This is a genomic window from Amycolatopsis lexingtonensis (assembly GCF_014873755.1).
Taxonomy (GTDB): Bacteria; Actinomycetota; Actinomycetes; order Mycobacteriales; family Pseudonocardiaceae; genus Amycolatopsis; species Amycolatopsis lexingtonensis.
Window position 1 is genome coordinate 9,262,479 of sequence record NZ_JADBEG010000001.1, and the last position, 26,091, is coordinate 9,288,569.

The window sequence follows — 26,091 nt, forward strand, 5'->3', positions numbered from 1 at the left end:
GCTGTCAAGGGCTGGTACGGTTGTGGCAGGTAGTGCGGCAGACCGGGAGGTGTGATGGGCCGGACTCGCCCCGGCGACGCGCGGGGGAAGGTGCTCAAGGCCGCGTCGACGCTGTTCTACCGGGACGGCATCCACGTCGTGGGGGTCGACGCGGTGGCCGCGGCGGCGGGCGTCACGAAGGCGGCCCTGTACGGCAACTTCGGTTCGAAGAGCCGGCTCGTGGTGGCGTACCTGCGGGAGCGCGACCGCGCGTGGCAGGAGCAGGTCGACGAGATCACGGCGGCGCATCCGGAGCCCCGGGAGCGGGTGCTGGCGGTGTTCGACGCTTACGAGGCGTGGTTGTCCCGGGACGGGTACCGGGGTTGCGCGTTCCTCAACGCGACTTCGGAGTTCCCCGACCCGGCCGACCCGGTGCGCGAGGTGGTCCGCCACCACAAGACGGCGCTGCACGGTTACTTGCGGGCACAGCTCGCGCGAGCTGGAGAACCGGACCGGCTGGCCGACGAGCTGATGCTGGTGCTCGAGGGCGCCGCGGTGCAGTCGGTGGTCGCCCAGGACGCGACCCCGTTCCGCACGGCGAAGCGCCTGGCCACGTCCATGCTCGGCGACCGGCCGGCCTGAGCGCCGGCGACGGCTTCGCCGACGTCTTGAATGACTCATTCAGGTCTTCGGAGGTCCTGAATGAGTCATTCAAGACATCGCAGGACCACCCGGTGCGACTTTGCCGGGACCCTGCCTGGTGCCCGCGCCTGATCGCGCGCTGTCCGGTTCTGTCTCTTGACTCGTCACCCTCCCCGTGCGCACCATACCCGCGTAGTAATTCGAATTATCACCGCGCGGGGAAGGCTTCATGAAGGAACTGGGCACCGAGATTCTCATCGTCGGCGGGGGACTCGGCGGCGTCGCCGCCGCGCTGGCCGCGGCTTCCCACGGCCGGCGGGTCGTCCTCACCGAAGAGACCGACTGGCTCGGCGGCCAGCTCACCGCGCAAGCCGTTCCGCCGGACGAAAACCCGTGGATCGAGCGGTTCGGGTCCACCCGCACCTACCGCGAGCTGCGCGCCGGCATCCGCGACCACTACCGCCGCCACTACCCGCTTCGCGCCGAAGCCGCGAAGCACGCCGAGCTCAATCCCGGGGCGGGGAAGGTCAGCAAGCTCTGCCACGAGCCGCGGGTCGCGCTCGCGGTCATCGAAGCCATGCTCGCGCCGCACGTCAGTGCCGGGCGGATCCTCGTTCTGCGCCACCACCGGCCGGTCGAGGTGCACACCGATGGCGACCGGGTCGACGCCGTGGTGATCGAGAACGGCGAAGACCGGGTCGTCGTCAACGCCCAGTACGTCCTCGACGCCACCGAGAACGGTGACCTCCTGCCGCTCGCCGGGACCGAACACGTCACCGGCGCGGAAGCCCGGAGCACCCACGGCGAACCGCACGCGCCGGACGAAGCCGCGCCCGCGAACCTGCAAGGCATCACCTACTGCTTCGCGGTTTCTCACCACGAAGGCGAAGACCACGTCATCGACAAGCCCGCGATGTACGGCTTCTGGCGCGACTACCAGCCGGACTTCTGGCCCGGCCCGCTGCTCGGCTTCGTCGCCCCCGACCCGCGGACCCTCGAGCCGGTCAAACGCACTTTCGTGCCGAACCCGCCCGGCGACCCCCTGGCCGTCAGCGCCGACCAGAGCGCCGACGCCGGCGACAAGGAGCTGTGGACGTTCCGCCGCATCCTCGCCCGCAACCTGCACACCGACGGCGCGTTCGACTCCGACGTCACGCTGGTCAACTGGCCGCTCAACGACTACTGGCTCAAGCCCGCCCTCACGATCCCCGGCCACGCGACCGAAGCCGACGTGCAGACCGCGCACCACGAAGCCAAGCAGCTCAGCCTGTCCGTCCTCCACTGGCTGCAGACCGAGGCACCCCGCGCGGACGGCGGCACCGGCTTCCCCGGGCTCAAGCTCCGCCCCGACGTCACCGGCACGGCGGACGGCCTCGCGAAGTCCGCGTACGTCCGCGAAGCCCGCCGCATCAAGGCCGTCACGACGGTCACCGAGCACGACGTCTCGGCCGAGATCCTCGGGGTCGACGGCCGGGTGCGCCGCGCGGACGCCGTCGGGGTCGGCAGCTACCGGATCGACCTGCACCCGTCGACCGGCGGGGACAACTACATCGACGTCGCCAGCGTGCCGTACGAGATCCCGCTCGGCGCGCTGCTGCCGGTGCGCACCCGGAACCTGCTGCCCGCGGGCAAGAACATCGGCACCACGCACATCACGAACGGCTGCTTCCGGCTGCACCCCGTCGAGTGGAACGTCGGCGAGGTCGCCGGGCTGCTCGCGGCCTTCGCCATCAGCGAGGACGTCGAGCCGAAAGCCGTGCGCGAAGACACCCGGCTCTTCGAGGACTTCGCGCGCGTGCTGGACGCCGCCGGGGTGGAACGCCGGTGGCCGGAAGTGCGGGGGTACTGACCGTGCCGCCGGTAAGGTCTGGCGGAGTCGCGCGAGAAGGAGTCACGGATGACGGCGGGTTCGGGCCGGGTCACGCAGGCCCAGGTGGCGCGCCTGGCCGGCGTCTCGCAGGCCGTCGTGTCCATGGTGCTCAACGGCTCCGACAGCCTGCGCATCACCCCGGAGACCCGCGACCGCGTGCAGCAGGTGCTCCGCGAAACCGGCTACACCGTGGACATCATGGGCCGGCGGCTGCGCGGGAAGTCCAACCAGATCCTCGGCGTCTTCACCTACGAATCGGTGTTCCCGTCCGGGGTGGCCGACTTCTACCGGCCGTTCCTGCTCGGCATCGAGGAGGAGGCCGAGCAGCAGGGCTTCGACCTGCTGCTGTTCACCAGCGGTGGCCGCCGCGACGGGCGCCGCCGCATCTACGAGGCGGGCACGAACCGGCTGCGCATCGCGGACGGCTCGATCCTGCTCGGCAGGCACAACGACCCGCAGGAGCTCGCGCAGCTGGTCGAGGAGCAGTTCCCGTTCGTGTTCGTCGGCCGCCGCGAGTCGCCGACCGGGCCGATCAGCTACGTCGGCGCGGACTACGTCGCCGCCACCCGTGAGGTCCACGAGTGGCTGTGGGGCCTCGGGCACCGCCGGATCGGGCTGCTCAGCGTCACCGAGGAGAACGAGCCGACGCTCGACCGCCGTGCCGGGTACGAGGCCGCCGCGCGCAAGCACCGCCGTCCGCCGCTGGTGTTCCTCGCGGACGACCCGGCGATCGCGTTGCGGCAGGCGCGCGACGAAGGCGTGACGGCGTTGCTCGTCGAGAGCTCGGCGATGGCCGACGGCATCCTGGCGTGCGCGCACGACGTGGGGCTGACCGTGCCCGCGGACCTTTCGCTCGTCGTGCTGGGCGACGCCGACCCGTCGCAGCAGCCGCACGCGCACGCCGTGCCGAGCACCGCGACCGACTGGTCGATGTTCCGCATCCCGCGCCACGAAATGGGCGTGCACGCGGTGCGCGTGCTCGTCGAGCTGTTGCGGAAACCCCAGTCGCGCCAGCTGCTCCTGCCGTGCACGATCCACGAGGGCGCCACCGCGGCCGGACCCTCCACAACAGACTCCCGCTGAGGCCGATCGGCCTGTTGACAGTGCACGGGGCGGCGCTTACCGTCCCTGCTAATTCGAATAACCAGGAGGCATCGTGGCCTACCGGAGAATCCGGCTGCTCGCCGCGGCCCTGTCCGCCGTCGCACTGGCTTCGACGGCGTGCTCGGGCGGCGCCGGCGACGACAAGAACATCGCACTGCGCATGACCGTCTGGACGACGGACAAGAACCAGCTCGCCCTCTTCGACTCCATCGCCACCGAGTACCGCAAGGCCCACCCGGAGGTCGCGTCGGTCAAGTTCGACGTCGTCCCGGGCGACACCAGCGCCTACTCGGCCGCGCTTACCACGCAGCTCTCCGGCGGCAACCCGCCGGACCTCGCGTGGATCCTCGAGCGCGACGCGCCCGACTTCGTCCAGTCCGGCGCGCTCACCGACCTCAAGCCCACCTTGGACGCCGCCGCCGGGTACAACGCGGCCGAACTGGTCCCGTCGGCGACGAAGCTGTGGACCAAGGACAGCGGCCTGTACGCCTACCCGTTCTCGACCTCGCCGTTCGGCATGTTCTACAACAAGAACCTGCTGACGCAGGCCGGGATCACCGAGACACCCGACCAGCTGGTCGCGAGTGGACGGTGGACCTGGGAGGCCGCCCGGCAGATCGCGACGCAGGTCGCCGCGAAGGACACCGGCAAGGCGGGCCTGGTGATCCGCGAGTTCGAGTACAAGCAGTGGGTGCTGCTCGCCTCGGTGTGGCGCGGCTTCGGCGCCGACGCCTGGGGCCCGGACGGCAAGACGTGCGGGTTCACCTCCCCGGAGATGACGTCCGCGATGACCTTCCTGCACCAGGCGATCTTCACCGACAAGGCGCTGCCCGGCCCGGGCACGACGGCGGACTTCTTCGCCGGGGAAGCCGGCCTGACCATCGCGCAGATCAGCCGCGCCGGGCTGCTCAAGGCCAAGCCGTTCGAGTGGGGCATCGTCCCGCTGCCCGCCGGTCCGAAGGCGAACGCGCAGGTCATCGGCCAGGCCGGGATCGGCGTGCCGGTGAAGGGCAAGCACGCCAAGGCCGCCGCGGACTTCCTCGCGTTCTTCACCAACCCGGCCAACTCGGCGAAGCTCGGCCAGTACTTCCCGCCGGCCCGCGACAGCCTGCTCAACGCGGCCACCCTGGCCAAGGCGAACCCGCTGTTCAGCCAGGAGCAGCTGCAGAACGTCGTGGTGAACGGGATCAAGACCGGCGCGGTGCTGCCGTCGCACACCGGCAGCGCGCGGATCGCGTCGCTCGTCCAGTCCGCTTTGGACCCGATGTGGAAGCCGGACGCGAACGTGCCCGCCGCGCTGGCCGGCGTCTGCCAGGCGATCGACCCGGCGCTGAGCCAATGACGTGGACCTCGAGGAAGCGCGAAGAGCTGGCGGGGTGGCTCTTCATCGCCCCGCAGGCTCTCGGGTTCCTCGCCTTCGTCGTCGCGCCGCTGGTCGCGGTGGTCTGGTACAGCCTCCAGGACGTCAACCTCCTCGCCGGGACGTCGACGTTCGCGGGCGCGGACAACTACGCGAAGCTCTTCGACGACCCGACCGCGCCGAAGGTCGCCCGCGCGACGGCGATCTTCTGCGTCGGCCTGGTCGTGCTGAACCTCGCGCTGGCGCTGTCGCTGGCGTTGCTGCTCAACCTGAAGCTGCGCGGTACCACGGTGTTCCGCACGGTCTTCTTCTCGCCGGTGGTCATCACGCTCGTCGCCTGGACGATCGTGTGGAACTTCCTCCTGCAGGACAACGGCGGGATCAACTCGCTGCTGCAGACGATCGGCGTCGACGGGCCGAACTGGCTGCGGGGCAACGGCACCGCGATGCTCTCGGTGATCGTGGTGCAGGTGCTGAAGAACGTCGGGCTCAACATGGTGCTGTTCCTCGCCGCGCTGCAGGGCATCCCGCAGTCCATTGTGGAAGCGTCGCAACTGGACGGTGCCGGGCCGTGGCGCCGGTTCCGCTCGGTGACACTGCCGATGATCAGCCCGACCACGCTGCTCACCGCGATCATCACCGTGGCCGGCGCGCTGCAGGTGTTCGCGCAGATCCAGGTGCTGACGCTGGGCGGCCCCGCCGACAGCACCAACGTCCTGGTCTTCTACTTCTACCAGCAGGCCTTCGCCAACCACGACCTCGGGTACGGCTCGGCGCTGGCGGTCGTGCTGTTCCTCGTCATCCTGGCGCTCACGCTGCTGCAGTGGCGGATGCGGAAGCGGTGGGTGTTCCATGAGTCGTAGGGCGAAGATCGCCTGCTACGCGGTGATGGTCGTGCTGGCCGTGCCGTTCGTGTTCCCCACCTGGTGGATGATCACGGCGTCGCTGCTGCCGGCCAACGAAGTCCTCGCGTACCCGCCGAAGCTGTTCCCGAACCAGCCGCAGTGGGAGAACTACCGGACGGCGTTCACCGACTTCCCGTTGGCGCAGCAGTACTTCAACAGCCTCTACATCGCCGTGCTCGTCACGCTCGGCACGATGTTCTTCTCCTCGCTGGCCGGGTACGCGTTCGCCCGCATCCGGTTCCGCGGCGAGAAGCTCTTCGCGCTGATCCTCATCGGACTGATGGTGCCGAGCGAGGTCACGATCATCCCGCTGTTCCGGGTGGTCGACGACCTGGGCCTGACGAACACGCACTGGCCGCTCATCGTCGTGCCGATCTTCGGGGCGCCGAGCGTGCTGGCGACGTTCGTGATGCGCCAGTTCTTCATCACGATCCCGGGCGAGCTCGAAGAAGCGGGCCGGCTCGACGGCCTCTCGCGGTTCGGGCTCTACCGGCGCGTCGCCCTGCCGATCGCGAAACCCGCGCTGGCCGCGGTCGCGATCTTCACCTTCCTGAACACGTGGAACTTCTTCCTGGAACCGCTGGTCTACCTGACCGACAAGAGCATGTTCACGCTGCCGGTGGCGCTGACGCAGTACGTCGACGTCTACGGCGGTCACCTCTGGAACGTCCAGCTCGCCGCCGCGACCACGACGGTCGTGCCGGTGCTGGTCGTGTTCATCATCGCGCAACGCCAGTTCGTCGAAGGGCTCGCCCAGAGCGGCCTGAAAGGCTAGGAGGCAGTCGTGATCGATCGCAGAACCTTCCTCGGCGGAGCCACCGCCGCCGCCTTGCTCGGCCTGGCGGGGACGGCTTCGGCCGCGGTACCCCCGCCGGCGGGCCCGTTCCCGCCGCTCGCCCCGCTGCCGCCCGGGGCGCCGGACCGGCGGCTCTTCTCGCCGCTGGAGCAGCGTTTCGCGCCCTACCTCGCCATTTTGCCGGGCATTGTCAACGATGTCAGCGTGGATCCGGCCACCCTGGGCTTCTTCGGGGGCGGCTGGTGGCGGACGCCGAGCGAGCCGTACAACGCCCGCGTCCAGGAGCACGTCTACACGCTGAGCTGGTTCTACGCGAACCGGCGGCCGTGGAACCCGTACCACCTGGACCCCGCCCTGCGGAACCGGCTCGACGCGGCGATCGCGCACTACCTGAACCTGCAGCACGCCGACGGCTCGTTCCCGGAGTACTCGATCACCGAGAAGTCCAAGGCCGCCACCGGGTTCGGCATGGGCTACCTCGCGAAGACCCTCGCCCACCTGCGGCAGGTCAACGCGCTGCCCGCCCGGCGCGGCGAGCTGACCGCCGCGCTGCACCAGGGCATGACGTGGTTCCTTAACCCGGCCAACCCGATCTGGGCGCACCCGGTCGAGTACGCCAACCAGAACGCGTCCGGGCTTTCGTCGTCCCAGCTGGCCTTGCGGCTGGACCCGGATCCCGTGCTGGGCAAGCAGCTGCGCGACCGGATCGAGTTCCTCGCCGCGAACGGCCAGAGCCCGGCGGGGTTCTTCTACGAGCCGACCGGCATGGACGTCAACTACAACTTCGAGGTGATGCTCCCGGAAATCGCGGAGATCTACGCACTGACCCGGGACCGGACGGTCGTCGCGATGGCGCGGAAGTTCGCGGACTGGTTCGGCTACAACGTCGTCCGCGAACCCGACGGCTCCGGCTCGCTGACCTACGTGGCCACGTCGAGCCGCACGCACGTGTCGTACTACGACGACGTCATCCCGGACCCGGACCGGACCAACCTCGCGTCGCTGTTCGTCCCGGAAGTACCGGACCTGGCCGCGTTCTTCACCACCCGCGAGGACCGCGCCGAGACGCGCCGGCAGTGGGCGGCGACTCCGGGCCCGGCGATCGGACCGGCCAAACAGGACACTTCCCCGCGCATTCTCGCGCACGTCTCCTACGGCGAAGCTTTCCCTTCACGTGGCGAAAAGCAGGCCGCGCTCCGGCAGCTCCCGTACCTGCGTTCGGCCGACTTCGCCGTGCAGCGCCGGGACGAGGGGCTGAACCAGACCTACGTCTACGTCCGGCGCCCGCAGCTGTACCTCGCGGGGTTCTGGGGCACGCGGCCGTCGAGCTACGTCCGGGGTGCGCAGGGAATGCTGTGGCACCCGCGGGCGGGCATGGTCGTGCATTCCCAGCAGGACGACACGCAGTGCTGGGCCAGCCTGCTGCCCAACGGGACCCCGGACGCGCGCGGCCTGCTCGACGCGACGTACGCCATCGGCGACCGCGCCTGGGACGGCGGCCGGCAGGTGCCCGGTTCGGCGCCGGTCGTCGTCCGGTACGGCTTGGACAGTCGCATCCGGACGGTCCTGACCATCACCCGGGACACCGTGACCCGCGAAGTCCGGGGGACCACGCCGCTGACCGAGCAGATCCCGCTGGTCCTGCACCCCGGCGACGACGTCCGGTTCGCCGACGGAACGCCGGTCGCCCACGGCGCCGGTGCGAGCGCGACGGCGTCAGGGCTGACGATCCGCCGCGGCGGCACGACGATCACCATCGGCTGGGGCGCCGCCCTGGCCGCGACCGTCACCGCGACCACCGTCATCTTCCTGCGTGACGGCGCCCGGCGGCTGCACGTCCTGCGGATTCCGCACCCCGGCACGCTCACCACCGCGATCCGCCTTCGGTAGCCGGACGGTGAACGTCGATCCGCTGTCCACTTCGGACTCGGCGGTGACCGTGCCGCCGTGGGCGTGCACGAGGTGCCGCACGATGGCGAGGCCGAGCCCGCTGCCGCCGGTCTGGCGGCTGCGGGACTTCTCGGCCCGCCAGAACCGGTCGAACACGTGCGGCAGGTCCGCGGCGGCGATTCCGGTGCCGGTGTCCGCGACGGCCAGCGCCACCTCGTCCACAGTGGACGAGACGCGGATCGTCACCCGGCCACCGGGCGGGGTGTGCCGGATCGCGTTCGTCACCAGGTTGCCGACGACCTGCCGCAGCCGCACCGGATCGGCCGTCACCGCGGCGTCGCCGTCGGCTTCGACGGTGAGCCCGATGCCGGCCGCGGCGGCCCGGTCGGCCTGCGCGACGGCGACGTGGCCGGCCAGCTCGGCCGCGTCGAGCGGCTCGGGGTGCAGCCGCAGCTGGCCGGCGTCGGCGGCGGCGAGGTCCTGGAGGTCGTCGACGATGTGCTGCAGCAGCACGGTTTCTTCGAGCAGGGACGCGCTCAGCGCGCGGTCGAAGGGCAGGTGGCCGTCTTCGGCGGCCTCCAGCCGGCCGCGGATGACGTTGAGCGGGTTGCGCAGCTCGTGCGCGATGTCGCTGACCATCGCCTTGCGCAGCTCCTCGATGCGCTCCCGCCGCGCGGTGAGGTCGTTGAACGCGGCCGCGAGGTAGCCGACCTCGTCGCGCGACTTCACCGGCGCCGGGCGATCCTGCTTCGCCGCTTCGGTCAGCGCTCGCAGCGGACGGGACAGCCGGGTCGCGACCAGCACCGTGAGCGCCATGGCCAGCACGAGCACGCCGCCGGTCACCGCGAGGATCCGGGTGAGGTTTTCCCGGGACAGCGTGAACGTCGGCAGCTGCGACCCGCCCGGCCCGAGCGTGAACAGCAGCGCGGGCGGCGCGACGAACGGCGTCAGCTGCTCGCGGCGGGCCGAGTCGAGGCAGCCCTGGGTCGGCCGCTGGTCGATGCCGCCGAGGACCTGCAGGTCGAGGCCCAGTTTCACCTCGTCCGCGCCCTGGCTCCGCAGGCAGCGGTTGACGGCGTCGTTGAGGCTGTCGAGCGCGACCTGCTCGGTCGGCGTCGGCTCGGCCAGCTCGTAGAGGCCGCACTTCGAAGCGAAGTAGCGCGCGGACAGCGGATCGAGCCCGGCGAGCTGCGGCCGCCCGCTCGGTGACTCGCGCACCTGGCTGGGGAGGCCGACCGTGGCGAGGCAGGCGGCGGTCTTCGTGGCCAGCGACGTGAGGTCCTCGCGCTCGCCCGCCGGCAGCCGGAAGGGCCCGGCCGCACGCGGGTCGATCCCGCTCGTCCCGGCCTGGGGCAGCAGCACCGGGTCGACGTGCAGCGGGTCGACCGACGCGGTCGCCTTGACCGGCAGCGTGACCGGGGTGCCGCCGGAGTCGCCGAGGACGTGCCGGTCGAGGGTGGTCAGCACGATCCGGCGGCCGGTCTGCTCGGACAGCGCTTTCAGCCGCGGGCCGACCTGACCCCAGGTGTGGTTGGCCGCCGCGTAGCCCAGCAGCTCGGTGTAGATCGTGGCGTCGCCGGAGAGCGCCTGGCCCTGCTCCTGCTGGATCGCGCGGGTGGTGGTCTGCACCGCGAGCCACGCGGTCGCGGCGATCGAGGCGAGCGCGATCAGCAGCGAGACGGCGGTGAGCCGGACGACGAGACTGCGCCGCCGCGGGAAGCTACGTTTCATTGTCCGCCATCAGCTTGTAGCCCACGCCGAACACGGTCCGCAGGTAGACCGGCTTCTGCGGGTCCGGCTCGAGCTTCTTGCGCAGGTTGAGCACGTGGACGTCGATGATCCGGGTGCTGACGAACCGGTCGTCGCCGCGGGTCAGCTCCAGCAGCTGCCGCCGGGTGAAGACGCGGCCCGGCTGCCGGATCAGCGTCTCGAGCAGCTGGAACTCGCCCGGGGTGGTCTCCACCGGGCGGCCGCCGACCGACACCTCGTGCCGGACCGGGTCGAGCCGCAGCGCGCCGGCGCGCAACGCCGTGTCCGGTGGTTCACGCCGGCCGGCGGTCCGCCGCAGCAGCGTCCGGACCCGGGCCATCAGCTCCCGCGGGCTGTAGGGCTTGGTCAGGTAGTCGTCCGCGCCGAGGTCGAGGCCGAGCAGCAGGTCGTCCTCGGTGGCGCGGGCGGTGAGCATCAGCACCGCCACGTCGGACTCCTGCCGCAGGATCCGGCAGACGTCGAGGCCGTCGACCTTCGGCATCATCACGTCGAGGACCAGCAGGTCGGGGCGGGTGCGGCGGGCTTCGTCGAGGGCAGCCCGGCCGTCCGGGGCCAGCACGACGGTGTGGCCCTCGCTTTCGAGGTAGAGCCGGAGGACCTCGGCCTGCTTCTCGTCGTCCTCGGCGACCAGTACACGTGCGCACACGGGGTCGAGGTTAGGCGTCCTGACACGGCCACCACCCGATCCTGACCGGATCTTCATACCTTGAGGGCACGAGCCAGGTCTTTGTCAAAGTGTTGACCGCGGGACCTGGCGCAGGCAAAGGTCGGATGACAAGGCTGTCGGCTCTGGGAGGCACCGGGTGCGGTACAGGTTCATGGCGGCGCTGGCCGCGACGGCGGTGATCGGGGTCCCCGCCGTCGCTTCGGCGGCTCCGACAACGTTGTCACCGCTGGTCGGCGACCCGGCGGCCTACGTCGACCCGCTGATCGGGACCGGTCGCGGCGGGAGCTCGGTCGGCGAGATCAACAACTTCCCCGGCCCGGCGGCGCCGTTCGGGATGATGCAGTTCTCGCCGGACACCCAGGGCGCGTACGCCGGCTACCAGTACCACTCCGACCGGATCCGGGGGTTCAGCCTCGACCACGCCTCTGTCGGCTGCAACGCGTTCGGCGACGTGCCGATCCTGCCGGTCACCGGCGACGTCGGCAGCGCGCCCTGGGACCGGACCGAGCACTTCGGCCACGACGACGAAAAGGCGAAGCCCGGCTACTACGCCGTGACGCTGGCCGATTCGAACGTCCGGGTCGAGCTGACCGCCACGACCCGCACCGGGCTCGCGGCGTTCACCTACCCGGCCGGCTCGACCCCGCAGGTGCTCGTCAAGGGCGGCGCCAGCCTCGCCGGGAACTCCGCGGCCACCCTGAAGATCACCGGCGACCGCGAAGTCAGCGGGTCGGCCACCACCGGCAACTTCTGCGGCAAGCCCAACAAGTACACGGTCTTCTACGACATCACCTTCGACCAGCCGTTCACCGCGCACGGCACGTGGGACGGCTCGTCGGTGCGGCCGGGCACGGACAGCGTCGACTCGCCGCGCGCGGGCGCGTACCTGACCTTCGCTTCCGGCACCGTGCACGCCAAGGTGTCGATGTCCTATGTGGGCGTCGACGGCGCGAAGGCCAACATGGCCGCGGAAGTCCCCGGCTGGGACTTCGGCGCGGTCCGGCAGTCCACACGGGACAAGTGGGCGCAGGCGCTGGGCAAGATCCGCGTCGCGGGCCGGGATCCCGCGCAGCTCAAGACGTTCTACACCGCGCTGTACCACTCGCTGCTGCACCCCAACACGTTCGACGACGCCGACGGCCGGTACATCGGCTTCGACGACCAGGTCCGGACGCTGCCGAAGGGGCGCCACCAGTACGCGAACTTCTCCGACTGGGACACCTACCGCTCGCTCGCGCCGCTGCACGCCATGCTCTTCCCGAAGGAAGCCAGTGACATGGCGCAGTCGCTGACCAACGACGCCGTGCAGGGCGGCTGGTGGCCGCGCTGGCCGATGGCGAACGACTACACCGGGCAGATGACCGGCGACAGCTCGGTCGCGCTGATCTCGAACCTCTACGCCTTCGGGGCGCGGGACTTCGACGTCAAGACGGCGCTGAAGTACCTGGTCAAGGGCGCGACCTCAGTGGACGGAACACCGGGCGCGTACCAGGAACGCCGGGGCATCGCCGACTACGTCGCCCGCGGGTACCTGCCGAACAACGACGCCTCCCGCGGCGACCACGCCCGCGTCGGCGCGTCGATCACCCTGGAGTGGGCGATCGACGACTTCGCGATCGCGCAGTTCGCGCAGGGGATCGGCGACCGCGACACCGCCCGCGAATTCACGAAACGCGGCCAGAACTGGCAGAACCTCTTCAACCCGCTGACCGGCTACGTCCAGCCGCGCGCGCAGGACGGGCGCTTCCCGGACGGCCCGGCGTACGTCCCGCCGCCGCCCGGAAAGTTCGGCCAGGACGGCTTCGACGAGGGCAACTCGGCGCAGTACACGTGGCTGGTGCCGCAGGACCCGGCCGGGCTGGTGACGGCGATGGGCGGCCCGGCTCTTGTGGCACAGCGGTTGGACACGTTCTTCCAGAAGCTGAACGTCGGCCCGAACGAGCCGTACATGTGGGCGGGCAACGAACCCGACTTCGGCGTCCCGTGGCTGTACAACCACGTCGGCCAGCCGTGGAAGACCCAGCAGGTGGTCCGCGAGATCGCGACCACGCTGTTCAGCGCGACCCCGGACGGCGAGCCGGGCAACGACGACCTGGGCGCGCAGTCGTCGTGGTACGTCTGGGCCGCGCTCGGCATCTACCCGGCCACGCCGGGGACGCCGGACCTGGTCGTGCACAGCCCGCTGGTCGAGCGCGCGGTGCTGGCGCTGCCGTCCGGGCGGACGCTCGACATCCGCGCGCCCCAGGCGCCCGCGACGTACGTCCACGCCCTGTCGCTGAACGGCCGCGACTGGAACCGGACGTCCTTGCCCGCGAACACCGTGCGGGACGGCGGGCGGCTGGACTTCTCGCTGGTGTCCACTCCGGACAAGCGCTGGGCGGCCGACACGGTGCCACCGTCCTATCGGGACGGTGAGAAGCCGTTCCTGGCCTCGGTGACCAACCAGGTCGTCGTCGCGCCCGGGAGCGCCGGGGAGGTCACCGTGAGCGGGCAGCGGCTCGGCGGGCACGACCGGGTGCTGGACGTCGCCACGCAGGCGCCGTCCGGGATTTCGGTGACCGGGCCGCGGCAGCTCCGGCTCGACGGCCGGACCGGCGGGGCGACCGCGAAGCTGAGCGTGGCGGTCGCCGCCGGGACGCCCGAGGGCTACTACCAGGTGCCGGTGACCGTCCGCGGTGGCGCGACGGCCGTGCCCGGCTCGGTGATCGTGCTGGTCGCGCCGCCGGGCGGCCCGGCGGCCGCGTACTCGAACGTGGGCATCTCCGACGACGGCGACGCCGGTTCGGCCGACATCGACGGCGCCGGGAACAGCCTTTCGCGCCAGGCCCTCGCCGCGGCCGGCCTGACCGGCGGCCGAACGGCTTCGGTTTCCGGTACCACGTTCACCTGGCCCGCCGCGCCTTTGGGACGGCCGGACAACGTGGTCCCGGCCGGGCAGACCCTCGCGGTGTCCGGGAAGCGCTTGTCGTTCATCGGCACGGCCTCGAACGGCGACCACCGGGCGTCGGCGACGGTCACGTTCACCGACGGCACCACCGCCCAGGCCGACCTGTCCTTCGGGGACTGGGTCTTCCCGGGCGGCGGCACGGACCCGGTGTTCGGCAACACGCTGGTGGCCCGCACGGACCACCGCAACCGGCCGGGCGGCCAGGGCGGCGGGGCGTCGGTGTACGCGACGGCGCCGTTCGACGCCCCGGCCGGGAAGACGATCGCCTCGGTGACCCTGCCCTCGGACCCGGACCTGCACGTCTTCGCGATCGGCCTCGCCTAGCGTCGTGCGTCCGAGGTTCGTTGACGGCCGGCGGCGCGTGCGAACGTCTTGAATGAGTCATTCAGGTCTTCGGAGGTCCTGAATGACTCATTCAAGACCTTTGGTTCGGGTTGCCGAGCCGGACTTGCTGGGTCAGGAAGAGGGCGGCGCGGTCGAGGGCCTGGTCGGCCTCGTTCAGGACCCCGGCGAAGCACTGGAACACGTGCGGGACGTCGGCGGTGACGTCGAGGACGACGTCCACCCCGGCGGCCCGCGCGCGGGCGGCCAGGCGCGTCGAGTCGTCCAGGAGCAGTTCGTTCGTGCCGACCTGGAGCAGCATCGGCGGGAAACCGGTGAGGTCGGCCAGCACCGCGGGGCTGATCAGCTCCTGGTGCGGGTCCTGGCCCGCGAAGTACATCGCGCCCGTGTGGTCCAGGCCCTCGCGAGTCAGGATCGGGTCGGCGGCCGCCTTCGTCCGCATGCTTTCGCCGGTCCGGGTGCCGTCGAGGCCGGGGGAGAAGGCCACGATCGCCGCCGGCATCGGGAGGCCGGCGGCGCGGGCGCGCAGGCAGGTCGTGACGGCGAGGCCGCCGCCGGCCGAATCCCCGGCGAACGCGACGGCCGACGGGTCCGCGCCGCTTTCGAGCAGCGCCCGGTAGGCCTCGAGCGAGTCGTCGCTCGCGGCCGGGAACGGGTGCTCCGGCGCCAGCCGGTAGTCCAGCGACAACGCCGTGAGCCCGGTCCTGGCCACCAGGTTGCCGGTCAGCGAGAGCGCGGTCTCGGGCGAGCCGAACACGAACGAACCGCCGTGGAAGTACAGGATCGTCCCGGGACGCGGCTCGCCGGCCGGCTCGACCCGCAGGGCCCGGCGGCCGCCGAGCGTGGCTTCCGCGGTCCGGATGTCCTCCGGCACGATCATCGTGTCCATCAGCGCCGCGAACCCCGACCGGATCTCCTCGACCGATCGCGGCCCCGCGGGTGCCGGTGCGCGCAGCATCGCGTCGATCTTCGCGCGTTGTTCCTTGCTCATCGTCGCCCTCCGAAGTAGATGCCGCTACAGTATATGCCGTGGCATCTAAATCGGCGGACCCCTACGTCTTCTTCTCCGACCTCGTCCGCTGTGAGACGCGCCTCTACAACGCGCTCAACGACCGGCTGCGCGAGCGGCACGGGATCGTCACCTCGCAGTACGAATTCCTGCGCCACCTGCGCGAACACCCCGGCGCCCGTGTAGCCGACCTGGCCGCGGAGTTCGCCATCGGCATCGGCGCGACCAGCAAGGGCATCGACCGCCTGGAGCGGCACGGGTGGATCGCCCGGCAGCCGAACCCGGCCGACCGCCGGTCGTCCCTGCTGGTGCTGACCGCCGAAGGCGCGAGCCTGACCGAGGCGGCCGGCCGGACCGTCACCGAGGTGCTGACCGAGCTGGTCGGCGACGCCTTCGACGACGCCGCCGTCCAGGCCGTGTCCCGGCTGCGCGCGACCCTCGAGCGCGACCGGATCGGCTTGCCGACGGGCTGACTCAGCCCGGGGAACCCACCGCGCAGACCTTGATCGGCGCCGCGTTCGCCGGGTCGAGGGCGTTGCGCACCAGGTGCCAGACGTTCAGGTCATACGCCTCCCCGATGTGGCCGACCGGGTCGAACGGGCACGAGTCCTGGACGTAGGTGTTGTGCACGCCGGGCTCGCGGATGAACGACGTCTCCGTCGGGGTCACCAGCTCGTCGTAGCGGGAGGTGATGATCGTGTAGTCGATGCCGGGCTGGGCGACCGGGCCGGTGTTCAGCGCGACGATCGCCGCGCCGCCGTCCAGCTCGTCGGCGAAGATCGGCAGGCCGATCGTCTTCACGATCGTGTCCCAGGTGGACTTGCCGAGCAGCGTGTAGGCCAGCGTCAGCAGGCCGGAGGCGTTGGCGCCGTGCGTCGGCGGGGCGATCGCGACGACCTTGCCGATCTCGCTCTGGATGCCCTGCATCTTGGCCAGGTAGATCGACTGGAGGCCGCCTTCGGAGTGCCCGACGACGTCGACCTGCGCCGCGCCGGTGGCCGTGCGGACCTTCTCGACGAAGTTCTTGATCTCCAGCGACGACTCCGCGACCGGCTTGAGGCCGCCGACGAAGGGGAACTGGGGGTAGGCGCCGTAGGTCAGGGAGAACGTGCAGTAGCCGCGGGAGGCGAGGTCGGCCTGGAGGAAGTTCAGGTCCTCGTAGTAGGTGGAGAAGGTGCCGTGGAGCAGCACGACCGGGTTCGGGTGGGCGGCGCTCGGGCGGCACGCGAAGTCGTTGTTGCCGCCCGCGGCCGCCTGGGCCGGGACCGCCGCGCTCAGCACCAGTGCGCCCGCCAGTCCGATCGCGGCCAGCCATCGTTTCGTTCCCCGCGCCATTGCGAAGTCCCTTCGTCTGGTTGTCATGCACAGCATGCGCTCCTTGATCAACGCTGTCTGCTGGCAAAACGCGCAGAAACTTGCCGTGGCCGTTTGTGCACGGTGACAATGCCGGACATGGATGCCGTCGACGCGCTGTTCCCCCGGGCCGGGGAGATCGCGGCCGCGATGATCGCCCGGTGCGCCGCCGAGATCCCGGCGTACCGGTTGCTGCCGGCGAGCGTGCTGGAGGGTGACCTGGTCGCCAACGCGCGGGCGGTGTTCGAGCTGTTCCTGACGACGGTCGCGGAGGACCGGCGGCCGACCGAGCAGGAGCTGGCGCTGCCGATCGCGTGGGGCGCCGAGCGGGCCCGCGACGGGCTGCCGCTGGACGCCGTGCTGAAGATCTACCCGCTGGCCGCGAGCGTTGCGTGGGACCTGGCGGCGGGGGACCGCGCGCTGCTCGGCGCGCGGATGCTGGACTTCCTCGGCGAGGTGATGCCGCGCGTGGCCTCGGCGTACCTGAAGGAGCGCGACGACCTGGACTGGGAGCGGCGCGAGGATCGCCAGAACCTGGCCGCCAGCCTGCTTTCGGGCCGCCCGGTGCGGCGGCGCGACCTGGCGGAGAGCTACGACGTCGTCGTCTTCCACCTGCCGTCGCTGCCCGCCTCGGCGGGTTCCCGTGCGGCGACGGACCTCTTCCGCGCGGTCCGGTCCGATTTGGACAGCCAGCCGGGCGTCCTGGTGACGTTCAAAGGCGACGGCGGGGTGTTGCTGGTGCCCGCCGGGGTGGCGGCCGACGCCGTCGCGGCGCGGGTCGACCGCGTCTGCGGGCGCCCCTGCACCGCGGCCGCCGCCCACGCGCGGCGGCTCGCGGACATCCCGGCCGCGCACGCCGAAGCCGGCGAAGTCCTCGGCCTGGCGGAGAGCCTGCGCCGGCCGCCCCGGCTGTACCGCCTGGCGGACCTGGCGATCGAGTACCAGCTGGCCCGGCCGAGCCCGGCGCGGGAAGCACTCGCCGCCGTCCTGGTGCCGCTGGCGGAGCACCCGCACCTGATCGACGCCCTGCGCGCGTTCGTGACTTCGGGCTACAACCGCGGCGAAGCGGCGACGGCGTTGAACATCCACCGCAACACGCTCACCTACCGGCTCGGGCGCGTGCAGGTGATCACCGGCTACGACGCGACACGGCCCGAAGACGCCCGCCACTTGGCCGCCGCGATGACGGCGTACGACATCTCCCGACAGGAGTTGTCGGGATAACGCTTGCGTCGCGGTTCTCCGGATCCGTTGCGGATCCCGCCGGCCGCCCGATTCCAGGAGGCGGACACGGAAGAAGGTGATGGCCGTGAACGCGACCAGAATCACCGTGGCCGCCCTGGTACTGCTGGGCGCGGCCGCGTGCGGGATCCCCGTGACCGGCGTGCCCGTGCCGGTCACCGTGGTCCCGCAAGCACCGGTGACCAGCACCGCGACGGTCGCGGTGCCCGCCCCGGTGTACGTCCAGCCGCCGGTTTCCTTGCCGCCGAGGCAAACCGCGGAAGCGGGCGTGGTGCTCGCGTACTACGACGCGATCAACCGGCGCGACTTCGCCACCGCGTGGTCCCTCGGCGGCAGCCGAATCGCGGGCGGCGGCGGATTCACCAAGTACGCCAACGGTTTCGCGACGACGGCGTGGGACACGCTGACGGTCACCGACGTCCGTGGCAGCACGGTGTACGTGGTGCTGTCGGCGGCCCAGACCGACGGCACGACGCGCACGTTTTCCGGCACGTACACCGTTTCCGGCGGCGTCATCGTCGGCAGTCACATGACCAGGACGGGATGAGGACCGCCATGCGTACACTTCGGACAGTCGCGGCGCTTTCCGCCGTGCTCGCGCTGGCGTCGTGCGACTTGCCGCGCACGATCGCCGGAAGCGCTTTCCAGGCCCCGGTTTCGACCGCGACGGTGACGGCCCCGAGCACCCCGACGGTGACCGCGCCGGTCCCGCAGACCGTCTTCGTGCCCCCGGTGACCGTCGCCCCGGCGGGCGTCGCGGCGTCGAGCCAGTGGTACGCCCAGCCGGGCTGGATCAACGCCCAGCCGTGGATCGCCATCAACCCGGCGCCCGGCCAGACGCCGTGCCAGTGGCTGCACGCCGCGGGATACAGCTACGCGCAGGCGTACGCGGCCTGGGCCCAGAACGGCTACCCGGCGAGCTGGTCGGCGACGAACGACGGCTACCCGTGCCAGAAGTCGTACGGCATGCAGCACTGAAACGAAACCGGGCCGGGAGCTTCGCGCTCCCGGCCCGGCCCGGTCCGGTACCTAGGTCAAACTCGAACAAGGTCTCGCATCAGGATCCTTCGCCCCGTTGGGGACCCACCGCACGTTCGCGAACGACGCCTGGAACGCGGCGTCGGTGTAGACCAGGAACGGCGTGTTGATGTGCTCGAAGTCCAACCCGTTGTTGAAGCAGGACAACGGGATCTTGACCGTCGTCTTCGGACCGCCCGCCAGGTCGGTGAACAGCTTCGTCGCGTTCACCTCCGAGAAGCACGGGTAGACGCAGTGCATGCTGATCACCGTCCGGTTGACCGGTGCCTGCTGAACGGTCGTGTCGAACTCCAGCGCCCCGTCCGCGTTCAGGTAGCTGCGCAGGTCGTTCGTGCCCGCCGTGTTCTGCATGTAGAGCTGAGCCGCTCCGGCACCCGTCCAGGTCGCCTTCAGGCCGTCGCCCTGCACGTTGACGTCCGTCGGGACCGTGTTGATCTCCGGGTGCGAAGCCGTGCCGTCCGGGCCGATCACGGTGCCGCCCCAGTTCGAAGCCGAGCCGATCTGGCTGGTGTACGGCGGCACGTCGGTGCGGTCGTAGATCGACAGGTCCTCGGTCGCGGTGCCGCCACCGCCGGTCGAGCCGCAGGCCGCGGGGCCCGGGGTCTCGTCCAGCTGGCCGATCGTGACGCGCTGGCCGCTCTTCAGGCCGTAGCCCAGCTTGAACAGCGGGTCGTAGTCCGGCGACCACGGGTTGAGCGGCGACTGGCACGCGCTCTTCGGCCACGAGTACGACAGCGTGCCCTGGTAGCCGGTGCCGTCCTTGCCCTTGACCAGCATGTCGGCGACGCCGCCGCCCTCGGTGCCGGGCAGCCAGGCCGCCACGAACGCGTCGGAGCGGTTGATCTCCTTGTTCATGTACAGCGGGCGGCCGCCGACGTAGACGGTGACGACCGGGGTGCCCTTGCCGCTGACCTTGTCCAGCACGGCCAGGTCCTCGGGGTAGAGCTTCGACGCCTCGAGGGTCTTGCGGGTCAGGTCGCCCACGCCCTCGGCGTACGGCGTCTCACCGATGACGGCGATGACCGCGTCGTAGCCCTTCGGGTCCACGCTGCCGGTGGCGTCGAAGGTGACGTTCGCGTCGCCCAGGTCCTGCTTGATGCCGGACAGGATCGAGGTGGCGTTCGGGAAGTCGGCGTTGGTGTTGCCGGTGCCCTGCCAGCTCAGCGTCCAGCCGCCGGTCTGGTTCTGGATGTTGTCGGCGCTCTTGCCGACCACCAGCACCTTCGACGTCGGCTTGAGCGGCAGCACGTTGCCGTTGTTCTTCAGCAGCGTCTGCGACGCGCGGGCCGCGTCGCGGGCCAGCCAGTTGTCCTTCAGCGCCTCGTCGGAGTTCGCGTAGGAGCGGTCGGACGGCTTCTGCGACTCGAACAGGCCGTCGCGGAGCTTGACGCGCAGGATGCGCGTGACGGCGTCGTCGATCCGCGCCATCGGGATCTGGCCACTCTGGACCTGCGCGACGGTGTTGGTGATGAACGCCTTCCAGTCGGCGGGCACCATCACGATGTCGATGCCGGCGTTGATCGCCTGCGGGCACGAGGAGTTCGTGCAGCCGGTGACCTGGCCGATGCCGTTCCAGTCGGACACGACCAGGCCGTCGAAGCCCATCTTGCCCTTGAGGATCTGGTTCAGCGCCTTGTCGCTGCCGTGCAGCTTGCCCTCGTTGATGCCGAGGTCGGCGTTGGTCCAGCTGTTGAACGACACCATCACGGTCTGGGTGCCGGCGGCGAGCGCGCCGTAGTAGCCCTGGCCGTGGATGTTGATCATGTCCGCTTCGGACGACGGGTTGACGCCCTGGTCCTGGCCCTTGATCGTGCCGCCGTCGCCGATGAAGTGCTTGGCGGTGGCGATCACGCCGTTGTAGCCGATGCGCTTGGTGGCGCCGTCCTGGAGACCGTCGATGGCTTCGAAGCCGTAGGAGCGCGTGATGCGCGGGTCTTCGGAGAAGCCTTCGTAGGTGCGGCCCCAGCGGTCGTCCTGGACGACGGCGAGGGTGGGCGAGAAGGCCCAGTCCTGGCCGGTGGCGCGGATCTGCCGCGCGGTCGCGCCGGCGATGTCGCGCACCAGGCACGGGTCGTGCGCGGCGCCGAGGCCGATGTTGTGCGGGAAGACGGTGGCGCCGTAGACGTTGTTGTTGCCGTGCACGGCGTCGATGCCCCAGATGACGGGGATCTTGGTGCGGCTGGTCTTGGAGGCGTTCCAGTAGGCGTCGGCGAGGTTCAGCCAGTCCTGCTGGGTGGCGTGCTTGTTGCCGCCGGGCCACGCGCCGCCGCCGTTGAGGACGGAGCCGATGGCGTACTGCTTGACCTCGTCGGGGGTGATCGAGGTGATCTCGGGCTGCGTCATCTGCCCGACCTTTTCCTCGAGGGTCATGCCCGCGAGGATCTTGGCGATGCGCGCCTCGTCGTCGGCCTTGCCCTTGAACCGGCTGTCGACCTTCGGCCAGTCCGCGAGGGTGGGCAGGCTCTTCTCGATCTTGGCGCAGCCGTTCGCGTCCTTGGCGGGCTGGCCGATGACGGGCTGGGCGGGTGCGTCTGCTTGAGCCGGCGTCGCCTGGGCGATCCCGCCCAGCAGGCTCAGGCTCATCAAGGTGACGAGCGAACTTCGGCGCGCACGGACCCACGCGCGGGATCTTCTGGCCATGGTCTGGTCCATTCTGCGATGAACGGCGGACCGGCCGATCCTCACCGGGCGGGCGAGCGACGTCAATAGGTTTCGAGCTAGTTATTTCTCGACATAAAATAAGAGTCGGGCGGCGACGGGATCACATTTAGTCGCTGCGGCGATGAAGTACAAGGGTGCTGCCGGGCAAGGGTTCTGCCCGTTTCGTCAGGGGTGCCGCAGCAGTTCGGCGACGGCCTGGACCCGGATCAGCGTGATCCCGTCCCGCTGCTCGACGGCGAGCGGGTGCCCGGTGGGTTCGACCTCGATCAGCGGCCGCTGCCCGGGCGGGCGGGTGTGGAGGTTGGTCTTGAGGTTGAGGGTGCCGGGCTCGTAGCCGGGCAGCTCGGTCGCGAGCCAGCCGAAGTACGGGGGCTCGGTCGTGCGTTTCGGGTCGTCCCAGAGGTCCTCGGCGCGGAAGAAGTTGTCCTTGCTGACGGAGACCCAGACGCCCCACTCGAAGTCTTCGTCGGCGTCGAGGACCGGGAGGACCAGGCGGCCGCGGAGGAAGTAGTGCTCGCCGCCGATGACGCAGCGTTCGGGTTCGAGGACGTCGGTGGGGGAGTTTTGCCAGAAGGCGGGGGCCGGTGCGCTGTAGGCGAAGGGGAGTTCTTCGTGGTGCTCACCCCAGCACCGAGCCCGGCAGTTCCTCGAAGATCAGCCAAGTCCGCGTCGACCGCACCCCCTCCAGCGCCTGCAGCCGCTCCAGCACGACATCCCGCAACGTCTGGTTGTCCGGCGTCCGCACCAGCAGCAGGATGTCGAAGTCCCCACCCACCAGCGCCACATGGTCGACGTACGGGATCTCATGCAGGTCCGTAGCCATCGTCCGCCAAGACGTCTGCTCGACCGTCACCATGATGTACGCCGACGTCCCCAGCCCCGCGCGCCGCGGATCGATGCGGGCGCCGAAGCCCGTGATCACGCCCTCCGCCATCAGGCGCTCCAACCGCGCGTAAGCGTTCGTGCGCGAAATGTGCAGGCGCTCGGCCAGGGCGCGCACCGCCAGGCGGCCGTCCGCGGACAGCTCCGCCAGCATCGCGCGGTCGACCTCGTCCAGGGCCGGGACCGTTCGTCCTGTCGGCCCGCCGAGAGCCGACGTCGAAAAAGACGTTTGGTCCGCCGAGGCCCCCGTTGAAGACTGTTTGTCGCTCATTTCGCCGAACCCTTGAACACAACACCGCCGAGAACCACCATTTCAGCATCATATGTCTGCGAGAGGTGGTGCCCGTGGAAAGCCTGCTGCCGTCCGCGTCGCCGGTGCGGTTCGTCGCCGAGGACGGGACGCCCGTCGACCGGCACCACGGGTATGCCGAGCCGGCCGGGGAGCGGCTGAAGGAGGCCTACCGGCTGATGGTCCTGGGCCGCCGGTTCGACGTCCAGGCGACCGCGCTCACCAAGCAGGGCCGGCTCGCCGTCTATCCCTCCAGCGCCGGCCAGGAGGCCTGCCAGGTCGCCGCCGCGCTGACGCTGCAGGACAACGACTGGCTCTTCCCCACCTACCGGGACTCCGTCGCCCTCATCGCGCGCGGCCTCAAGCCCGGCGAAGTCCTGACGCTGCTTCGCGGCGACGCGCACTGCGGGTACGATCCGGCCGAGACGCGCGTGGCGCCGCAGTGCACGCCGCTCGCGACGCAGACCCTGCACGCCGCCGGGCTCGCGCACGCCATGCAGCGCCGGGGTGAGGACGCCGTCGCGCTCGCGCTCATCGGGGACGGCGCCACCAGCGAGGGCGACTTCCACGAGGCGCTCAACTTCGCCGCCGTCTTCAAGGCGCCCGCGGTGTTCTTCGTGCAGAACAACCGCTACGCCATCTCCGTCCCCTTCGAGAAGCAGAGCGCCGCGGAAGCGCTCGCGTACAAGGGCGTCGGCTACGGCATGCGCGCGGAGCAGGTCGACGGCAACGACGCCGTCGCGGTCCTCGCCGTCCTCGACGACGCCGTGAAGCACGCGCGCGAGGGCAAGGGCCCGGTGCTCGTCGAGGCGCACACCTACCGCATCGACGCCCACACCAACGCCGACGACGCCACCCGCTACCGCGAAGCCGAAGAGGTCGCGAAGTGGCGTGAAGCGGACCCGCTCAAGCGGCTCGAGGCCTACCTCGGAGACGCGCTGAGCGAGCACGAAATCGAGCTTTGCCACGCCGAAGCCGAGGAGTTCGCCCAGACCGTCCGCGACACCCTCAACGCCGAGCCCGAGCTGGACCCGATGTCCCTGTTCGACCACGTCTACGCCGAGCCGACCCGCCAGCTGGAAGCCCAGCGGGCCGCTCTCAAAGCCGAGTTGGAGGCCTGATGACGACCACGATGGCGCAGGCGCTCAACGCCGCCCTGCGTGACGCGCTCAAGGACGACGACCGCGTGCTGGTCTTCGGCGAGGACGTCGGCGCGCTCGGCGGGGTCTTCCGGGTCACCGACGGGATCACCGCCGACTTCGGCGAGAGCCGCTGCTTCGACACGCCGCTGGCCGAATCCGGCATCGTCGGGTTCGCCGTCGGGATGGCCATGGGCGGCTTCCGCCCGGTCGTCGAGATGCAGTTCGACGCCTTCGCCTACCCCGCGTTCGAGCAGATCACCTCGCACGTGGCGAAGCTGCGCAACCGCACCCGCGGCGCGCTCTCGCTGCCGATGGTCATCCGCATCCCCTACGCCGGCGGCATCGGCGGCATCGGCGGCGTCGAGCACCACTGCGACTCCAGCGAGGCCTACTACACGCACACGCCGGGCCTGCGCGTCGTCACGCCGGGCACCGCGCAGGACGCCTACGACCTGCTCCGCGACGCCATCGAGTCGCCGGACCCGGTCGTCTTCCTCGAACCCAAGGCGCGCTACTGGTCCGGCGAAGAGGTCACCTTCACCCGCACCGGCCCGGCGATGGACAAAGCCGTGGTGCGCAAGGCCGGCAAGGACGTCACGCTCATCGCGTACGGCCCGATGGTCGCCACGGCCATGGAGACCGCCGAAGCCGCGAAGGACGAGGGCTGGGACGTCGAGGTCGTGGACCTGCGTTCGTTGAGCCCGTTCGACGACGGGACCGTGACGGCGTCCGTGCGCCGCACCGGCCGCGCGGTCGTCGTGCACGAGGCCGCGGGCTTCGGCGGCTACGGCGCCGAGGTCGTCGCGCGCGTCACCGAGCAGTGCTTCCACCAGCTGCACGCGCCCGTGCTGCGGGTGACCGGGCTCGACATCCCGTACCCGGCGCCGAAGCTGGAGCGGCACACGCTGCCCGACGTCGACCGGATCCTCGACACCATCGCGCGCCTGCAGTGGCACGACACCCCGGTGGTGGCCGGTGCCTGACTTCCTGCTGCCCGACCTCGGCGAAGGCCTGACCGAGGCGGCGATCCTGAACTGGCACGTGAACGTCGGCGACACGGTCAAGGTCGACCAGATCGTCGTCGAGGTCGAGACGGCGAAGGCCGCGGTCGAGGTGCCGGTGCCGTTCGCCGGCGTGGTGTCCGCGCTGCACGGCGAGCCAGGGCAGCTGCTGCCGGTCGGCGCGCCGCTGCTGAGCGTCGGCGGGTTCGCCGAACCCGGCGTGACGACGTCGGCCGGCAGCGGCAACGTCCTCATCGGCTACGGCACCGCGCCGGCGAGCCGCCGCAAGCGCGTGCGCCGTCCCGAAGCGCCCACGCCGAAGGCCAAGGCGCCCGGCGTGATCTCGCCGTTCGTCCGGAAGCTGGCTTCGGACAACGGGATCGACCTCGCGAAGGTGACCGCCACCGGCGCGGACGGGATCATCCGCCGCGCCGACGTCGAGGCGATGCTGAAGAAGCCCGTCGCGACGGGGAAAGGCAAGCGGATCCCGCTGACCGGCGTGCGCAAGGCCGTCGCCGACAAGCTGACGACGTCCCGGCGCGAGATCCCCGAGGCCACGGTCTGGGTGGACGTCGACGCGACCGGGCTGGTCGCCGCCCGCGCGGCCCTCAACGCCAAGTCCGACCGGCCGGTGAGCCTGCTCGGGCTGATCGCGCGGTTCGCCGTCGCGGGGCTGAAGAAGTACCCGGAGCTGAACTCGCGCGTCGAAGGCGACGAGATCGTGCTGCTCGACGAGATCCACCTCGGGTTCGCCGCGCAGACCGACCGCGGGCTGGTCGTGCCGGTGGTGCGGGACGCCGGGGCGCTGTCGACCCGGGACCTCTCGGCGGCGATCGGCGACCGCGCCCGCACCGCGCGGGACGGCAAGCTGGCGCCCGCGGACCTGACCGGCGGCACGTTCACCGTCAACAACTACGGCGTCTTCGGCGTCGACGGCTCGGCCGCGATCATCAACCACCCCGAGGCGGCGATCCTCGGCATCGGCCGGATCATCGACCGGCCGTGGGTCGTCGACGGCGCGCTGGCGGCCCGGAAGGTCTGCGAGCTGACGCTGGCGTTCGACCACCGCGTCTGCGACGGCGGCACGGCCGGCGGGTTCCTGCGGTTCGTCGCCGACTGCGTGGAGTCACCCGTCACCGCGCTCGGTGATTTGTAGACGCACCGGCGGAGTTGGCCGGTGGTGACGGCCGCGGCACTTAAAG

Annotated in this window: 20 protein-coding genes and 1 pseudogene; 14 read left to right on the forward strand and 7 right to left on the reverse strand. The window is 70.8% G+C overall.

Going from position 1 to position 26,091, the window contains the following annotated elements; translation table 11 throughout:
• Positions 1–54 precede the first annotated feature (54 nt).
• The 6 genes from H4696_RS43325 to H4696_RS43350 all read left to right on the forward strand — a co-directional run bounded on the left by H4696_RS43325 (position 55) and on the right by H4696_RS43350 (position 6,635).
• A complete protein-coding gene (locus H4696_RS43325; RefSeq protein WP_086864532.1) occupies positions 55–621 on the forward strand; it encodes a TetR/AcrR family transcriptional regulator in 567 nt (188 codons plus the stop codon).
• A 229-nt stretch (positions 622–850) separates the two neighbouring features.
• Complete coding sequence (locus H4696_RS43330) at positions 851–2,470, forward strand: FAD-dependent oxidoreductase (protein ID WP_086858564.1); 1,620 nt, start codon at positions 851–853, stop codon at positions 2,468–2,470.
• 48 nt (positions 2,471–2,518) lie between these two features.
• A complete protein-coding gene (locus H4696_RS43335; RefSeq protein ID WP_086858565.1) occupies positions 2,519–3,574 on the forward strand; it encodes a LacI family DNA-binding transcriptional regulator in 1,056 nt (351 codons plus the stop codon).
• A 73-nt stretch (positions 3,575–3,647) separates the two neighbouring features.
• A complete protein-coding gene (locus H4696_RS43340) occupies positions 3,648–4,937 on the forward strand; it encodes an ABC transporter substrate-binding protein (RefSeq protein WP_249026946.1) in 1,290 nt (429 codons plus the stop codon).
• Positions 4,934–5,818: a carbohydrate ABC transporter permease gene (locus H4696_RS43345; protein WP_086858566.1), complete on the forward strand. Its 885-nt coding sequence runs from the start codon at positions 4,934–4,936 to the stop codon at positions 5,816–5,818. The genes H4696_RS43340 and H4696_RS43345 overlap by 4 nt, the downstream gene beginning before the upstream one ends.
• The gene (locus H4696_RS43350) at positions 5,808–6,635 is read left to right on the forward strand and encodes a carbohydrate ABC transporter permease (protein ID WP_086858567.1); all 828 of its coding nucleotides are present in this window, start codon (positions 5,808–5,810) and stop codon (positions 6,633–6,635) included. The genes H4696_RS43345 and H4696_RS43350 overlap by 11 nt, the downstream gene beginning before the upstream one ends.
• A gap of 1,737 nt (positions 6,636–8,372) precedes the next feature.
• Here H4696_RS43350 and H4696_RS43355 read toward each other — a convergent pair.
• Positions 8,373–10,277 carry a sensor histidine kinase gene (locus H4696_RS43355; RefSeq protein ID WP_086858568.1) on the reverse strand — a complete coding sequence of 635 codons (1,905 nt, stop codon included), beginning with the start codon at positions 10,275–10,277 and terminating at the stop codon, positions 8,373–8,375.
• Positions 10,267–10,962 carry a response regulator transcription factor gene (locus H4696_RS43360; RefSeq protein ID WP_086858569.1) on the reverse strand — a complete coding sequence of 232 codons (696 nt, stop codon included), beginning with the start codon at positions 10,960–10,962 and terminating at the stop codon, positions 10,267–10,269. The genes H4696_RS43355 and H4696_RS43360 overlap by 11 nt, the downstream gene beginning before the upstream one ends.
• A gap of 157 nt (positions 10,963–11,119) precedes the next feature.
• Here H4696_RS43360 and H4696_RS43365 point away from each other — a divergent pair, with 157 nt between their 5' ends.
• Complete coding sequence (locus H4696_RS43365) at positions 11,120–14,254, forward strand: GH92 family glycosyl hydrolase (RefSeq protein ID WP_249026947.1); 3,135 nt, start codon at positions 11,120–11,122, stop codon at positions 14,252–14,254.
• A gap of 91 nt (positions 14,255–14,345) precedes the next feature.
• Here H4696_RS43365 and H4696_RS43370 read toward each other — a convergent pair whose 3' ends face one another.
• Positions 14,346–15,263 (reverse strand): alpha/beta hydrolase, encoded by a 918-nt coding sequence (locus H4696_RS43370; RefSeq protein WP_086858571.1) that lies wholly within the window; start codon positions 15,261–15,263, stop codon positions 14,346–14,348.
• Positions 15,264–15,301: 38 nt separating this feature from the next.
• On the opposite strand from H4696_RS43370, the gene H4696_RS43375 reads away from it, so the two are divergent.
• Positions 15,302–15,754: a MarR family winged helix-turn-helix transcriptional regulator gene (locus H4696_RS43375; protein ID WP_086858572.1), complete on the forward strand. Its 453-nt coding sequence runs from the start codon at positions 15,302–15,304 to the stop codon at positions 15,752–15,754.
• 1 nt (position 15,755) lies between these two features.
• On the opposite strand, the gene H4696_RS43380 is transcribed toward H4696_RS43375, so the two are convergent.
• Positions 15,756–16,616 (reverse strand): esterase/lipase family protein, encoded by an 861-nt coding sequence (locus H4696_RS43380; RefSeq protein ID WP_086858573.1) that lies wholly within the window; start codon positions 16,614–16,616, stop codon positions 15,756–15,758.
• 117 nt (positions 16,617–16,733) lie between these two features.
• On the opposite strand from H4696_RS43380, the gene H4696_RS43385 reads away from it, so the two are divergent.
• The 3 genes from H4696_RS43385 (at position 16,734) to H4696_RS43395 (ending at position 18,854) form a co-directional block, all read left to right on the forward strand.
• Positions 16,734–17,858, forward strand: coding sequence for a PucR family transcriptional regulator (locus H4696_RS43385; RefSeq protein ID WP_086858574.1), 1,125 nt, complete (start codon positions 16,734–16,736; stop codon positions 17,856–17,858).
• A gap of 79 nt (positions 17,859–17,937) precedes the next feature.
• Complete coding sequence (locus H4696_RS43390) at positions 17,938–18,423, forward strand: hypothetical protein (RefSeq protein ID WP_086858575.1); 486 nt, start codon at positions 17,938–17,940, stop codon at positions 18,421–18,423.
• 8 nt (positions 18,424–18,431) lie between these two features.
• The gene (locus H4696_RS43395) at positions 18,432–18,854 is read left to right on the forward strand and encodes a hypothetical protein (RefSeq protein ID WP_225955976.1); all 423 of its coding nucleotides are present in this window, start codon (positions 18,432–18,434) and stop codon (positions 18,852–18,854) included.
• Positions 18,855–18,905: 51 nt separating this feature from the next.
• Here H4696_RS43395 and H4696_RS43400 read toward each other — a convergent pair whose 3' ends face one another.
• The 3 genes and pseudogenes from H4696_RS43400 to H4696_RS43410 form a co-directional block, all read right to left on the reverse strand.
• On the reverse strand, positions 18,906–21,497 hold the full coding sequence (locus tag H4696_RS43400; protein WP_086858577.1) for a glycoside hydrolase family 3 protein: 2,592 nt from the start codon (positions 21,495–21,497) through the stop codon (positions 18,906–18,908).
• A 243-nt stretch (positions 21,498–21,740) separates the two neighbouring features.
• Positions 21,741–22,145, reverse strand: a pseudogene (locus tag H4696_RS43405) (DUF2199 domain-containing protein); the annotation flags it as partial.
• 49 nt (positions 22,146–22,194) lie between these two features.
• Positions 22,195–22,728 carry an Lrp/AsnC family transcriptional regulator gene (locus tag H4696_RS43410; RefSeq protein ID WP_086858578.1) on the reverse strand — a complete coding sequence of 178 codons (534 nt, stop codon included), beginning with the start codon at positions 22,726–22,728 and terminating at the stop codon, positions 22,195–22,197.
• 68 nt (positions 22,729–22,796) lie between these two features.
• On the opposite strand from H4696_RS43410, the gene pdhA reads away from it, so the two are divergent.
• From pdhA to H4696_RS43425, 3 genes are read left to right on the forward strand one after another with little or no spacing between them, the layout of a single operon-like run.
• Complete coding sequence (gene pdhA, locus H4696_RS43415; RefSeq protein ID WP_192782848.1) at positions 22,797–23,867, forward strand: pyruvate dehydrogenase (acetyl-transferring) E1 component subunit alpha; 1,071 nt, start codon at positions 22,797–22,799, stop codon at positions 23,865–23,867.
• On the forward strand, positions 23,867–24,871 hold the full coding sequence (locus H4696_RS43420) for an alpha-ketoacid dehydrogenase subunit beta (RefSeq protein ID WP_086858579.1): 1,005 nt from the start codon (positions 23,867–23,869) through the stop codon (positions 24,869–24,871). The genes pdhA and H4696_RS43420 overlap by 1 nt, the downstream gene beginning before the upstream one ends.
• Positions 24,864–26,045, forward strand: coding sequence for a dihydrolipoamide acetyltransferase family protein (locus tag H4696_RS43425; protein ID WP_086858580.1), 1,182 nt, complete (start codon positions 24,864–24,866; stop codon positions 26,043–26,045). The genes H4696_RS43420 and H4696_RS43425 overlap by 8 nt, the downstream gene beginning before the upstream one ends.
• Positions 26,046–26,091 lie beyond the last annotated feature (46 nt).

Excerpts from the sequence above, each read along its gene's own strand:
- H4696_RS43400 (WP_086858577.1), bottom strand. The coding sequence starts at position 21,497 with ATGAGCCTGAGCCTGCTGGGCGGGATCGCCCAGGCGACGCCGGCTCAA.
- H4696_RS43370 (WP_086858571.1), bottom strand. The coding sequence starts at position 15,263 with ATGAGCAAGGAACAACGCGCGAAGATCGACGCGATGCTGCGCGCACCG.
- H4696_RS43345 (WP_086858566.1), top strand. The coding sequence starts at position 4,934 with ATGACGTGGACCTCGAGGAAGCGCGAAGAGCTGGCGGGGTGGCTCTTC.
- H4696_RS43390 (WP_086858575.1), top strand. The coding sequence starts at position 17,938 with ATGGCCGTGAACGCGACCAGAATCACCGTGGCCGCCCTGGTACTGCTG.
- H4696_RS43395 (WP_225955976.1), top strand. The coding sequence starts at position 18,432 with ATGCGTACACTTCGGACAGTCGCGGCGCTTTCCGCCGTGCTCGCGCTG.
- H4696_RS43355 (WP_086858568.1), bottom strand. The coding sequence starts at position 10,277 with ATGAAACGTAGCTTCCCGCGGCGGCGCAGTCTCGTCGTCCGGCTCACC.
- H4696_RS43380 (WP_086858573.1), bottom strand. The coding sequence starts at position 16,616 with ATGGCGCGGGGAACGAAACGATGGCTGGCCGCGATCGGACTGGCGGGC.
- H4696_RS43350 (WP_086858567.1), top strand. The coding sequence starts at position 5,808 with ATGAGTCGTAGGGCGAAGATCGCCTGCTACGCGGTGATGGTCGTGCTG.
- H4696_RS43410 (WP_086858578.1), bottom strand. The coding sequence starts at position 22,728 with ATGAGCGACAAACAGTCTTCAACGGGGGCCTCGGCGGACCAAACGTCT.
- H4696_RS43325 (WP_086864532.1), top strand. The coding sequence starts at position 55 with ATGGGCCGGACTCGCCCCGGCGACGCGCGGGGGAAGGTGCTCAAGGCC.
- H4696_RS43385 (WP_086858574.1), top strand. The coding sequence starts at position 16,734 with ATGGATGCCGTCGACGCGCTGTTCCCCCGGGCCGGGGAGATCGCGGCC.
- H4696_RS43330 (WP_086858564.1), top strand. The coding sequence starts at position 851 with ATGAAGGAACTGGGCACCGAGATTCTCATCGTCGGCGGGGGACTCGGC.
- H4696_RS43335 (WP_086858565.1), top strand. The coding sequence starts at position 2,519 with ATGACGGCGGGTTCGGGCCGGGTCACGCAGGCCCAGGTGGCGCGCCTG.
- H4696_RS43420 (WP_086858579.1), top strand. The coding sequence starts at position 23,867 with ATGACGACCACGATGGCGCAGGCGCTCAACGCCGCCCTGCGTGACGCG.